12 protein-coding genes are annotated in these 12700 nt (G+C 39.0%); 8 read left to right on the forward strand and 4 right to left on the reverse strand.

Annotated features, from left to right (window positions below; all coding sequences use genetic code 11):
- Positions 1–165 precede the first annotated feature (165 nt).
- The 4 genes from JWQ34_RS06615 to JWQ34_RS06630 all read right to left on the reverse strand — a co-directional run bounded on the left by JWQ34_RS06615 (position 166) and on the right by JWQ34_RS06630 (position 6295).
- On the reverse strand, positions 166–3258 hold the full coding sequence (locus JWQ34_RS06615; protein WP_299355716.1) for an efflux RND transporter permease subunit: 3093 nt from the start codon (positions 3256–3258) through the stop codon (positions 166–168).
- Positions 3255–4244 (reverse strand): efflux RND transporter periplasmic adaptor subunit, encoded by a 990-nt coding sequence (locus JWQ34_RS06620; protein ID WP_299355718.1) that lies wholly within the window; start codon positions 4242–4244, stop codon positions 3255–3257. The genes JWQ34_RS06615 and JWQ34_RS06620 overlap by 4 nt, the downstream gene beginning before the upstream one ends.
- A 1-nt stretch (position 4245) precedes the next feature.
- Positions 4246–5481, reverse strand: coding sequence for a TolC family protein (locus JWQ34_RS06625; RefSeq protein WP_299355720.1), 1236 nt, complete (start codon positions 5479–5481; stop codon positions 4246–4248).
- Between the two features lie 130 nt (positions 5482–5611).
- Positions 5612–6295 carry a type II CAAX endopeptidase family protein gene (locus JWQ34_RS06630; protein ID WP_299355722.1) on the reverse strand — a complete coding sequence of 228 codons (684 nt, stop codon included), beginning with the start codon at positions 6293–6295 and terminating at the stop codon, positions 5612–5614.
- A 112-nt stretch (positions 6296–6407) separates the two neighbouring features.
- On the opposite strand from JWQ34_RS06630, the gene JWQ34_RS06635 reads away from it, so the two are divergent.
- The 8 genes from JWQ34_RS06635 to JWQ34_RS06670 all read left to right on the forward strand — a co-directional run bounded on the left by JWQ34_RS06635 (position 6408) and on the right by JWQ34_RS06670 (position 12698).
- Positions 6408–6821, forward strand: a complete 414-nt coding sequence (locus JWQ34_RS06635) for an EamA family transporter (RefSeq protein ID WP_299355723.1) — start codon at positions 6408–6410, stop codon at positions 6819–6821.
- Positions 6822–6902: 81 nt separating this feature from the next.
- Positions 6903–9365, forward strand: a complete 2463-nt coding sequence (locus JWQ34_RS06640; RefSeq protein ID WP_299355725.1) for an outer membrane beta-barrel family protein — start codon at positions 6903–6905, stop codon at positions 9363–9365.
- A gap of 92 nt (positions 9366–9457) precedes the next feature.
- Positions 9458–9883, forward strand: a complete 426-nt coding sequence (locus JWQ34_RS06645) for a PepSY-like domain-containing protein (protein WP_299355727.1) — start codon at positions 9458–9460, stop codon at positions 9881–9883.
- A 36-nt stretch (positions 9884–9919) separates the two neighbouring features.
- The gene (locus tag JWQ34_RS06650) at positions 9920–10537 is read left to right on the forward strand and encodes a phosphatase PAP2 family protein (RefSeq protein WP_299355729.1); all 618 of its coding nucleotides are present in this window, start codon (positions 9920–9922) and stop codon (positions 10535–10537) included.
- Positions 10538–10582: 45 nt separating this feature from the next.
- Positions 10583–11770, forward strand: a complete 1188-nt coding sequence (locus JWQ34_RS06655) for an MFS transporter (protein ID WP_299355731.1) — start codon at positions 10583–10585, stop codon at positions 11768–11770.
- A 31-nt stretch (positions 11771–11801) separates the two neighbouring features.
- On the forward strand, positions 11802–11990 hold the full coding sequence (locus JWQ34_RS06660; RefSeq protein WP_299355733.1) for a hypothetical protein: 189 nt from the start codon (positions 11802–11804) through the stop codon (positions 11988–11990).
- A 55-nt stretch (positions 11991–12045) separates the two neighbouring features.
- The gene (locus JWQ34_RS06665) at positions 12046–12339 is read left to right on the forward strand and encodes a type II toxin-antitoxin system HigB family toxin (protein WP_299355735.1); all 294 of its coding nucleotides are present in this window, start codon (positions 12046–12048) and stop codon (positions 12337–12339) included.
- A 2-nt stretch (positions 12340–12341) separates the two neighbouring features.
- Positions 12342–12698: a helix-turn-helix domain-containing protein gene (locus tag JWQ34_RS06670; protein WP_299355737.1), complete on the forward strand. Its 357-nt coding sequence runs from the start codon at positions 12342–12344 to the stop codon at positions 12696–12698.
- Positions 12699–12700: the final 2 nt, after the last annotated feature.

The raw sequence follows: 12700 nt of genomic DNA on the forward strand, positions 1-12700 counted from the left end.
TTTTTTTTGATTGATTAAGTTAACTTGTCATTTCGAGCCTTAGCGAGAAATCTATACATTGTAAAGTTGGCCCATGCCCGTGTACAGATTTCTCCTCGTTTCGTTCGAGATGACATTTTTATTTTTTGATTTAAAGATCGGCTGCAATTCTGTATAAAGTTTGTATTAAATATTTTGATTTTCGGGGTGAGGATTTACATCGCCCTTGCGATATATAATACGCAGCATGCTTGGCAATACAATAAGTAATAAAGGCAGCGCCACCAAAAAGCCCCCAATAACCGCTATAGCTAATGGCTGGTGCAACTGTGCGCCTGCACCAATGCCTAATGCCAAAGGCATTAACGCTATAATAGCGCCTAAGGCTGTCATTAATTTAGGGCGAAGGCGTGTGGAGATAGAATAGATTATGGCTTCATCAACGTTTTTCTCGAGCGCGCTTTCTTTAAATTGTAGGAAGGTAAAAATGGCATTTTCGCCAATAATACCTACTATCATTATCAACCCGGTATAGCTGCCTACATTTAGCGGTGTATTGGTAATAAACAGCGCTAAGAAACTGCCCGAGATGCCTAAAACTGCGATAACTAATATTAAAAGCGCTATCCTGAATTGTTTAAATAAGAAAAGTATTACGCCAAATACCAGTAAGCTTGATGTTATTAATATGATGAGCAATTCTTTAAATGATTGTTGCTGTTCTGCATAAGCACCGCCATATTCAACGTGATAGCCTGGTGGTAGATTAACTTTTTCACTAATGTTTTTTTGGATGGCCGGAATTACGGTGCCCAAATCGCTGTTTTCAAGCCGTGCCGTAATTACCCCCATTGATTGCAGGTCTTGCCTGCTTATCTCCGCCTCCCCGGCTTGTATAGATACATCAGCCAACTGGTTGATAGGTATAAGTTTACCATTACCTAAAAATACATTAAGGTTTTTTATAGCTGATATATTTAGGTAACGGTTACCCGGGTAAACCATACGGATAGGCGACAGTTGTTGCGTTTCATACAAATTGCCGACCACATTGCCATCAAGAGCTGTTTGGGCCTGGAATTGCAAGCTGGCAGGAGTAATGCGGTACTGCGCCAGCTTTGCATAATTAGGCAAAATGCTTACCGAGGGGCCGGCTATAACAATACCGTCAAAAACATCGGCAGTACCTTTAACGGCTGTAACTTGTTCTGCAATTTTTTTAGATAGATCTTGTAAAATGTGCTGGTCATCACCAAAAATTTTTATCTCTATAGGCTGGGTAGAGCTCATCAGATCGCCCAGCATATCGCCAATTACCTGTCCAAAATCAACCCTTAACGCTGGTTGTGTTTTTTCTATCGCGCTGCGTATATCGCTGGTAACTTCTTCGGTAGTTTTTGTACGATCTTTTTTAAGTTGTATCAAATAGTCGCCGGTATTTGGTTCGGTGATAAAAAAGCCCATTTGTGTGCCGGTTCTGCGAGAGTAGGCCGCTACATCCGGCTGTTGGGTAATAAGCTTCTCCACTTCCCTTAACATCCTGTCGGTTTCTGTTAATGATGTTCCCGGAGGCGAGCTATAATCCATCACAATACTGCCTTCGTCCATATCTGGCAAAAAGCCTGTTTGTAATCTTCCGGGAATGAATATAATTACAGCTACCAATACCAGTATAATAATAATACTCATTACCGGCCGCAGGATAAAAAAGGATACCCAGCGCTGCCTTTTTACTTCGTGTGTTTCTTCTTTGACGTTTACAGCTTTTGGCTTATTTCTGGTTAATAATAAATATATAACAGGTAAACCTATCCAGGTTACAAAAAACGAGCAAACCAACGTAATGATCATGGTATTGGTCATTACTTTAAAATAAGCTCCTGCAACCCCGGTCATCAGTAAAAAAGGAACAAAAATTACAATGGTACTTATTGATGATCCCAACATTGCCGGGAACAAATAATCAATAGCTTTCTTTAATAATTTGCGTGTAGGCTCTTCGGGGTGTTCCTCATGTGTGCGGTGTATTTGCTCAACTACTACAATGGCATCATCAATTATAAGACCTATGGCCGCTGCTATAGCGCCCAGGGTCATGATGTTAAAGGTGTATCCAATAATGTATAGCACAAGTAAAGTAAGGCATAGCGTAATCGGGATGGTAATTAAAATGGTGGCACTGGCTTTAAATGAGCGCAAGAAAATTATGGCAACTATTATGGCTAACAGCAAACCTATCCAAACACTATCCGTTACACTTTTAACAGACTGATTTACAAAATCGGCCTGTATATAATAGGGTTTTATGGTTACATCCTTAGGCAGCATTTTTTGTAAGGCGACAACCTTTTGCGCCATATCTGTTGATAGCGAAATTAAATTGGCGTTGGGTTGTTTAATTACTGCAACCAGTACCCCATCATGGCCATTGGCATTAATTTTTGTGTATTCTATACCTTCACTTATTTGTACCGATGCAATGTCTTTAAGCTGGATGACGCGTTTGCTGTCATTACTTATCACCATGTTCTCTAACTGGTCCTTGCCTGTTACAGTAGCATCTGTTACAGTTAGATACAGCATTTTATAATCAGACAAATAACCTTCTGATTTTATAAAATTGGTTTGGCTAAGTGCGGTACTTATTATATCAGGCGTTAAACCCAGCGATGTCATTTTTTCGCGGTTAAGTACCAGCCAGTATTCTTTTGTTTTGCCACCAATTATGCGTATTTCTGATATGCCTGCTACCTGTGATAAAAAGGGTTTTACTGTAAAAGTAGCCAACTGCTTTAACTCTATTGGCGACCGTTCATGGCTCTCTAACGTATAACCACTTACCGGCAAAATAGAGGGATTCATTTTCTCTACCGATATATTAACATCGGGTGGCAGGGTGTTTTGTATTTTACTTATTTGCGCTTCAATCTGTTGTTTGCTTAGGTCTATATCAGCACTCCAATCCATATAGGCAGATATTTCACAACTGCCGCGGCTGGTAGTGCTCCTAACCATTTGCAGGTTGGGTATTTGTTTGATGGCATTCTCTAAAGGTTTGGTAATGGTGATCATCATTTTGTTTACAGGTTGTAACCCTGCATCGGCAATGATCTTTATTTTAGGGAACGTAATTTCGGGGAAAAGCGAAGTTTGCAGTTTGGTATAAGCAAAAGTGCCACCTATTAAAATAAGCGATAGAACCAGCAATAGCGGTTTACGGTAAAAAACAAATATGTTTTCGGCTTTGCTTACCCTTGTTTCTTTTTTTTCAGGTGTCATTTTATAATTTTAACTTTAGCGGTATCTGCTAAACCGTAATTGCCAGTAACAATGATCTTATCTTGCGGTGAGAATTTAGGCGATAGCACTTCTATCTGGTCGCCGCTTTCCATTCCTTTTTTTATGGGGACTTTAACCGCGGTTGTAGCGTTAATTAATTTCATCACCCAAAATTCTGTCTGGGTTTCATTAGCTAATACTGCGGTTTTGGGTAATGATTGCGTGTTTTGTTTTAATAATTTAACTATGCGGGCTTTAGCCACCAAACTTTCGGGGATGGTATTATCCGCATTAACTTTGATAACTACACCTTGTGTTTGCGATGCGGTATCAACCGCGGGCATAAATGAGGCTACATTGCCATTTATCTGGCGCCCATCAGGTAAAGTAAGCTGCACACTCTGGTTGGTCTTTACAACCTGGCGCATCTCGTAAGGTAACTGCATAATAAATACAAAGCTTGACCGATCACTTATTACTGCTAATTGTTCACCATCCTGCACATAATCGCCGGTTTGGTGGTTTAACTGGGTAATATAACCATGGTCTGCAGCCTTAATGCGGTTCACACCCGAAAAATTAAAAGAAGTATCCAAAATATTTATGGTGTTGCCGATGCTTTGCGCCTCTTTGGTTTTAATAGAGAATATTACTGCGCCCTTATTTACATATTGCCCTATTTGTGCTTTTACAGTTTGTAAATAGCCATTGGCATTTGCTTTAATAACACTTCTTTTTTGAAATGTTGATGTGGCATTTAAAGTTGTATAATTTACCATGGTACTATCATTTACGGTGGTTACACTTACCGGCGTTTGTACCTCGGGCGTAGCAGCTACATCTGCAGTGGCTGGGGTGCCTTTGCAGGATGCCAATGCTATTACTATAGCCAATAACAAGCACATTTGCTTAATATTGCTGGTGTTACATTTGGAGTGAGCGGAACACCCTATTTGTTTTATAAGTTCTATATTAAATTTTTTCATGCTATTTGTTCCAGTAATTTAACTGATTAATGAGTTGCAGCCTGCTGATAGTAGTTTGCGTAAGCAGGTTTTTTGCAGTAAGGTAATTGTTTACAGCCAATATCAGGTCGGCAATTTTAAGGTCGCCGGTTTGTAAAAGCTGGGTATCTACTTTTATTAAATTTTCGGTATACTTTATCTGCTCATTTACCTTACTCAATATTTTATCGCTTTCGTTTATCTGCTGGTTTAATTGTGCAATTTGTTGCCGGTATTGTACATCAAAAAAAGTTTTATAGGCCTGTCTTGAATTTTCTTCAAATTCCACACGCCTGTGTTGCAATTTGCGTTGGCCCCCATCATATATGGGTACAATAATGTTAAAGCCAACGCTTGTGCCAAAGTTTTTATCTTCCTGCCCGGTAAAATCCGAACTATAGCCCGCATCGCCAAATACATTTACTTTGGGTTTGTAAGCATAATCAATTAACCGGTGGCTGTTGGTTAATTTTAAACTATCAAGTTTGAATTTTTGATAATATATACTCGTAGTTATGGGTGGGGTGTATGTTTTCTCAATTGATGGTTCGCTCAATTGAGCCATAGCTGTATCTGCTATGCCTGATAAATAGTTGAGTGTGGCATAGTCATTTTTATACTGTAATGTTGCCTGTAACAGTTGCAGCTGTTGCTGTTTTAGGGTAACTAAAAAGGCCAGGTAATCTGTTTGCCTGTATACATTGGCGCGGGTTAATTTTTTTAAAAGTTCTTCTTCTTGATTAAGCAGGTCAATAGTTTCCTGGTTAAACTTTAGTTGTTGCGAGCTGCCGTAAGCGGTAATGTATTGTGTTATGATGGATTTACGCAGATCCTGCTCGGAAATGCGCGTTGCGGCTATTAGCGAATCGCGTTGTAATTGTATAGCCGCATATTGACTGTTTAAATAGCCATGGCCGACTATTGTTTTGCTTACCCCCATTAAAGCATTAAAGGTGTGTACGTTGGTAATGGCACCAGAATAACCATGTCCACCTATAACCGGCGCGTATAAACCGGCGCTTGATGCGTTTACCTGGAAATTATTGCTTGCCTTTAACCGTAAGCTGTCCAGTTTGCTCATGCCAACCTGGTTGCGCATATCATTTAATAGCGGGCTGTTTTTTTTGGCAACATCTAAATAACGATCTAACGAATAAGTTTGCGCCAGCGCAGCCGTATAGGCGGTAATAAATAATATCAGGCTAAGAAACCATTTCATTTTATAATAATTATAATAACTATAGTAATGTTTATGGAGCCAAAATAAAGATATAATTCTGTATTAAATTTGTACACTTAACAACAAGTTGTCCTTCAATGTTTGATATAGGTATAGTAATAGGTATATATTATTTAATAACGTGCTGCATAATCGCTAAACCTATCAGATCTACCAGGAAATGTGTGATGATCAACGGCTTAATATTGCCGTACTTCTTATAATGCAGGCCCATCAATATCCCGATAAGGAAAGCAAAAATATATTCGCGAGGGCTATGATATTTATAATGCAATCCTGCAAAAAGTATAGCCGAAATAATGATTGGGATATACTGATTTTTTAACATTAATGATAAACGGGTAAGGATATAGCCCCTAAAAATTATTTCCTCGGTAACACCGGCTGTTAATGATATAAATACAATAAATAAGGGGCGGCCTTTTACCATCCGGGCAATTTGATGGATGATGTCCTTATTTTCATGAAAGCCTAACCAGGATGGAATTAATGATATAACCGCGGCAACCAACGACAATAAATAAAGCAGGATGGCCCATTTTAAAATAAATTTTGCGCCAAATTGCTTTTCCTTCCAGATCAATAAGGGTTGGTTTTCACATTGCTTTGCATACCACCATAAAAAAAGCACCTCGGTCCAATAAATAAATCGAGAATAAAAAGCCTTATCAGACATATTTAACGGCAAACTGCCGATCAAGAAAGATGCTGCCAATGGAAAAACAATAGCTATAACTATCCCTATTATAAATACTATGTTTGATGGTTTGGTTATGGATTTTTGCTCCTGCACAACGCAATTATTTTTTTTGAAGATAATATTAATTGAGTAAATAAATAAAAACGCACGGCAACAAGTTTAATACAGATTTGTTAAGGATGTTTACAAATTAAACAATAAAACTATGTGGTGGATATACGCTTTACTATCGGCACTCTTCGCGGCGCTTACCGCTGTTTTTGCAAAAATTGGTATCAAAGGAGTTGATACCGACCTGGCTACCGCTATACGTACGGTAGTTGTTATTATACTGGCCTGGGCAATTGTATTTGTAAAAGGCAGTAACAATACCATTGGCAGCCTTACCCGCCAAAACTGGACGTTCCTGATCTTGTCGGGATGCGCTACAGGCTTGTCATGGATATGCTATTTTAAGGCCCTGCAATTGGGCAAAGTATCGCAAGTAGCCCCGGTAGATAAACTGAGCGTGGCACTGGCTATAATTTTAGCAGCAGTTTTTTTAGGCGAATCACTTACATTAAAAACAGGCATTGCAGCAACTTTAATTATAGGTGGCACATTGGTGCTTATTTTTTAAAAATCATAGTATTGTTACATGTAGTTCAGATTTAATTCAACATTGGTCTGCATTTTTATGGCTTAATAGTCGAATTATTTTATGAAATATATTTATACAATTCTGTTTTTATTGATTTCTTTTACAGCGATCAGGGCTCAAAATAATAAAGGGAATGGCAAGATCACCGGTAAAGTCATTGACTCTGTAACCAAACAGCCTGTTGATTACGCCACTATCAGCCTATTTAAAAAAGGAGCTGCAAGCCCTTTTAATGGGTCGGTAACTGATGCGAAAGGAAATTTTACTATCGATAATATTGCCGCAGGCGAGTACAGCATTAGGATTGATTTTATTGGCTACAAAGTGCATAATACTCCGTCAATTATTATCAGCAATACGGCTTCATCCATATCATTAGGTACAATTTTGCTTCCATCGTCTCAAACACAATTGCAAGCAGTAAACGTGGTAGGCAAAGCTCCGATTGTTGAAAATAAAATTGATAAGCTGGTATATAATGCAGCAAATGATCTTACCTCGCAAGGTGGCGTTGCATTAGATGTATTAAAGAAAGTACCGATGGTGACGGTAGATATTGATGGTAATGTTGAGCTGCAGGGCAGCCCAAGCATCCGCTTTCTTATCAATGGTAAGCCATCCAGTATTTTCGGTGCCAGCTTGGCCGATGCGTTGCAATCAATACCCGCCAGCCAGATCAAAAATATTGAAGTTATTACTATCCCCGGCGCTAAATATGATGCAGCGGGAACAGGCGGTATCATTAACATCGTATTAAAAGACAATAAGGTACAAGGCTTTAACGGCAGCGTTAATGCATCTGTAGGTACCCGGTTAGACAACGCATCGCTTAACTTAAACGCCCGCAGTGGGAATGTAGGTGTAAATGCCTTTTTTAGTGGAAACCAGCAATTAAATACGCTGGGAAAAAGCAGTTCGCAACGTACTGCTTATAATAATACCCGCGATACGCTAACCCAGCTACTACAAGATGGTAGCACTGCCTTTAAAAGAAGTGGTTATCAAACCGGTATAAACTTTAATTGGGCCATAACCAAGCATGATGAGGTAACTGCTGCAATAAGTTATGACCAATCTAACAACTTAAATAACGGTTTAACTAATCAAAACCAGGGCACTTATGTGGCTAATAATTTGGTGTCACAATTGCTTAGCCTGCGTAACTCAACCAGTAACTCGCATAACCACGCGGTTGATATGAGTTTAGAATATAAAAAGACATTTAAAAAAGAAGGGCAGGAGCTTAGTATCCAGTACAACTCAAGCCTTGGGCATAACAGCGGCGAGGCTTTGCAGCGACAAGATTATTTAACAGGGGGTAATTTTGCCACCGGTATAAGAAGCAGCAATCCGGGTAAGGAGGGCGAGATCAATATCTCTGCAGACTATACCCACCCAGTAACCGAAGACTTTACTTTAGAGGGCGGCGCTAAAACGGTTATTGAAACTATAAACAGCAATACCTTTACCGATACTTTACTGCATAACGGCAACTATGTAGTAAACCCTAATCAAACTTACGGCTTCAATTATCATCGTAATATTTATGCGGGTTATATGTCTGTATCTGCCGAGTTATTTAGTCACTTTTTGCAGATAAAAACAGGATTAAGATACGAACGTACTATTACAACGGTAGATTTTCCGGGAACTAATATACCGGGTTATAACATTTTTGCGCCTTCATTGGTATTTCTGCACACTATTAGCAAAGGGCAGTCTATTAAGTTGAGCTATAGCTACCGTATTGAGCGCCCGGATTATGGCGACCTGAACCCTTTTTATAATATCAGCGATCCGCATAATATAAGCACCGGTAACCCTAACCTGAAACCCGAAATAGGCCACAATTATGAATTAGGCTACAGCAAAAACTTTGAAAGCGGTGGTAATATATATGCCGCTGCCGTTTATCGTCATAATACGGATGACGCGCAATCTTACACCACTTTTTACCAAGTGTTAAATATTAACGGTACTAATTACACTGATGTGTCTTTAAGCAGGCGTGCCAATATTGGCTCGCAAACACAGGTTGGTATAAATGTTTTTGGCTCGATACCGGTTACTAATAAATTAAATTTGCGCAGTAATATACAGGCCGGCGATCGTAGCAATAGTAACCCCGGCAATCCTACGGTTACAGCATTTGCGTACCGCCTTAACTTAAATGCTACTTATGAGTTTGGTCATGACCTTACCGGTGAGGTTTTTGGAAATTACCAGTCAAGGCAAAAAAACCTGCAAGGCACCAGGCCGGCGTTTGGTTTTTATAACATAGCTGTACGCAAGCAGTTCATGAATAAAAAAGCCAGCCTTGGCTTAACTGCAGCAAATCCTTTTAGCCAGTATGTTACCCAAACCACTACATCATTTGGTACCAACTTTAATCAAAGTACTGTGCGGCAGGTGCCTTACAGGTCGTTTGGTATAAGCCTGAGTTATAAGTTTGGTAAACTTGAATTTAAAAAAGAAAAAGACGATAACGGCAATAATTTGCAACAAGCCATACCCGAAAATTAATAACATTTATATTTAACTTCTACAGTTTACTACAAAAACCACACAAGTTTGCTACAGAATGTTATTATAACTTGTATAAAAAAATAGAAATCATGAGAAAAATGTTTTTGATGGGCATTGCCCTAATTGCAGCAAGCGGCGTAATGGCGCAGGACTTAAAAAGCAAAGATGTACCGCAGGTTGTTAAAACCGCGTTAATGAGTAAATATCCGCAGGCCGCTAAAGTAGCCTGGGAAAAAGAAAAAGGAAATTACGAAGCCAACTGGGGCGGTAAATCAGGCGAGGATAACTCGGTAGTGTTTACTCCCGTAGGTACATTTGTTGAGATTGTAAAGTCCATACCAATTAGTACATTACCGGCCACCATAGCTCCTTATGTTGCCGCACATTACAAAGGCGCAAAAATTAAAGAAGCAGGCAAGGTTACTGATGCCGCCGGAAAAACAATGTACGAAGCTGAAATAAAAGGCGGAGATTTAATATTTGATGAAAAAGGAAATTTCATTAAAAAGGATTAAAATTTAATGCTCCAAATTAACAAGCGAAAACGGATAATGCTGTTTGTAATAGGCGCCCTAGCAATAGGGTTTCTGTTACTTACAGCATTTGTTTTTTTCTTCCCTATTTCTTTTGTAGACCGCGAATTTTCTGAAGAGGTACAAGAGCACCATAATCAGTTTTTAGATATGGTAATGAAGGGTATTAGCTGGGTTGGCTATATGCCTGCCGCGCCGGTTATAGTTGTAGGTACAGCACTAATATTTTATATATTTAAATATAAAAAGGAGGCGTTGTTTGTGGTGTTTACGATGCTATCGGGTGTTATCAGTTCCACCATAAAATTAGTGATCAATCGCCCCCGACCTTCCGAACCTTTGGTAAGGATCATAGTAAAAACTCAACAGCAAAGCTTCCCAAGCGGACATGTGCTTTTTTATGTAATGTTTTTTGGCTTTTTAACCTTGCTGATGTATGAAGTTAAAACTATCCCCAAATACATCAAATTGCCGGTTTCTGTAATAAGCTTGTTGTTTATTTTTAGCATACCCTACTCGCGGGTTTACCTTGGCGCACATTGGTTTACTGATGTAACTGCCGGGTTTTTATTGGGCTTGATATGCTTATATATTTTAAGCGTTTTATATTTGAAACAGCTATTATCTAAAAAATAAAAAGTAACCTTATTCTAAAGCGGTAATTGTGCTTAAATTTGCAGCTTGATAGCTACTGATAAAATAACCCCCTCGCGCACCCCAAAGCAATTGCGTTTAGCAAATGCGGTATTCTTCTTCCTGTCTGGTTTTGGGTATTCATCCTGGGCCTCGCGCATACCAACCATAAAACATCAGTTACATTTAAACGAAGCACAATTAGGCGGCATTTTATTTGCCATGCCGGTAGGTTTATTGCTTACACTGCCATTAACCGGTAAACTGTTAAGCAAGTACAGCAGCAGGCGCATCATGCTTTTCGGCGGATTGTTTTTTAGTGTGGTTTTGGCTTGCATAGGTTTTGCCGCCAATGTATGGCAATTGGTGCTGGTACTATTCTGTTTTGGTGTGTCGCGTAATTTGTTCAATATATCTACCAACGCGCAGGCTGTAGCGGTACAGGCCTTGTATGAGCGGTCTATCATGGCTAATTTTCATGGTATCTGGAGCCTGGCCGGGTTTGCAGGCGCTGCTGTTGGTTATTTTATGGTGTATTATAACATCGGCACCAATTACCATTTATTGGGTGTAAGCATATTACTTGTCGTGTTTTCGCTTTGGTTTATAAAGGGTACCATTTACCAAGCCCCCGTACCGCAGGTTAAGAAAAAGCTGTTTACCCTGCCCGATAAATCATTGCTCAACTTCGCGCTCATTTGTTTTGCCTCCATGGCCTGCGAAAACACCATGTACGATTGGAGTGGTATCTATTTTGAAAAAGTGATCCACGTATCAAAAGCTACCGCCACCGAAGGTTTTGTAGTTTATATGATAGCCATGACCCTGGGCCGCTTTGTCGGCGATGCAGGCGTAAACCGCTTCGGTATAAAAAACCTGCTTAGGTTTAGTGGTATATTTATTTGCAGCGGATTATTATTAGCTGTGTTGATGCCTTACACAATAACAGCTATCATAGGGTTTATATTGGTAGGGTTGGGGGTGTCATGCATAGTGCCTATGGTTTTCCAGATGGCAGGTAAATCAACCACTATGAGCAGTGGTACAGCTTTGGCGGCCATATCGTCCATTGGTTATTTGGGCTTTTTAATTGTACCACCGTTTATTGGCTTTATAGCACAGGTAGCCGGTTTAAGGGTATCATTTGGTTTAATATCCTTGTTAGGCGCGTTGGTTGCTGTACTGGTTTATAAGATTAAGGAAGATAACACCAAGCCTACAAACAATCCCGCCTAAAAAACGTTGAGTTTTATACAAGAAACTTTGTATGAAAGTCGCCGAAAAACATTATAAATTTATTAACAGCAAAACCGGTTACGTAATTTATCATTACACCTTAAAAGGCGACTTAAATGAAACTGACGTAAAAGCAGAACTGGAAAAAGTTAAAGCAGACGTAGCTACCAAAAACGCAATTTTTTTAGATACTATTTATTGGGAAGAGGAGAAGGAGTAAAAAAAATCTTAAAATATAACTTCCCATTTTGGGAACTTTGTGTTATATTTGTGTGATGAGAGTTATTGCAAAAAGCACACTTAGAGAGTTTTGGGAGAAACATTCAGATTGCGAGCAACAACTTAAATCATGGTATCAGGAAGCAAGCAGAGCGAACTGGAGAAATTCTAACGAAATAAAAACAGAATATCCTAGTGCCAGTATCTTACAAGACAATAGAATTGTTTTTAATATAAAGGGTAATAATTATCGACTTATTATTCGAATAAATTTTGCTTACCAAATGATTTGGATTCGTTTTGTAGGTACGCATTCTGAGTATGATAAAATAGACGCAAATAAGATTTAGATATGAAAATTAAGCCAATAAAGACAGAGAATGATTACCAAGATGCGTTGAATAGACTAGAAGTTATATTTGATGCACAACCGGGTAGTGCCCACGGCGACGAACTTGAAGTGTTAGGCGTATTAATTGGTAATTATGAAAACACACAAGCTTCAATTGATTTTCCTGATCCAATTGAAGCTATTAAGTTTAGGATGGAACAACTAAATTATAATCAAAAGGACCTTGCAGATGTTATTGGATTGAAAAGTAGAGTTAGTGAAATATTAAGCAAAAAACGAAAACTAACCATTGACATGATTCGCAAACTTCATGAAGGATTAAGTATTTCTACAGATGTACTTATACAAGAATATTAATT

The organism is Mucilaginibacter sp., assembly GCF_028288185.1.
Classification (GTDB): Bacteria; Bacteroidota; Bacteroidia; order Sphingobacteriales; family Sphingobacteriaceae; genus Mucilaginibacter.

What these genes read in the sequence shown, in the direction of transcription:
- JWQ34_RS06670 (WP_299355737.1), top strand. Translation starts at nt 12,342, where the DNA reads ATGAAAATTAAGCCAATAAAGACAGAGAATGATTACCAAGATGCGTTG.
- JWQ34_RS06620 (WP_299355718.1), bottom strand. Translation starts at nt 4,244, where the DNA reads ATGAAAAAATTTAATATAGAACTTATAAAACAAATAGGGTGTTCCGCT.
- JWQ34_RS06650 (WP_299355729.1), top strand. Translation starts at nt 9,920, where the DNA reads ATGCTGTTTGTAATAGGCGCCCTAGCAATAGGGTTTCTGTTACTTACA.
- JWQ34_RS06665 (WP_299355735.1), top strand. Translation starts at nt 12,046, where the DNA reads ATGAGAGTTATTGCAAAAAGCACACTTAGAGAGTTTTGGGAGAAACAT.
- JWQ34_RS06625 (WP_299355720.1), bottom strand. Translation starts at nt 5,481, where the DNA reads ATGAAATGGTTTCTTAGCCTGATATTATTTATTACCGCCTATACGGCT.
- JWQ34_RS06640 (WP_299355725.1), top strand. Translation starts at nt 6,903, where the DNA reads ATGAAATATATTTATACAATTCTGTTTTTATTGATTTCTTTTACAGCG.
- JWQ34_RS06615 (WP_299355716.1), bottom strand. Translation starts at nt 3,258, where the DNA reads ATGACACCTGAAAAAAAAGAAACAAGGGTAAGCAAAGCCGAAAACATA.
- JWQ34_RS06635 (WP_299355723.1), top strand. Translation starts at nt 6,408, where the DNA reads ATGTGGTGGATATACGCTTTACTATCGGCACTCTTCGCGGCGCTTACC.
- JWQ34_RS06660 (WP_299355733.1), top strand. Translation starts at nt 11,802, where the DNA reads ATGAAAGTCGCCGAAAAACATTATAAATTTATTAACAGCAAAACCGGT.
- JWQ34_RS06645 (WP_299355727.1), top strand. Translation starts at nt 9,458, where the DNA reads ATGAGAAAAATGTTTTTGATGGGCATTGCCCTAATTGCAGCAAGCGGC.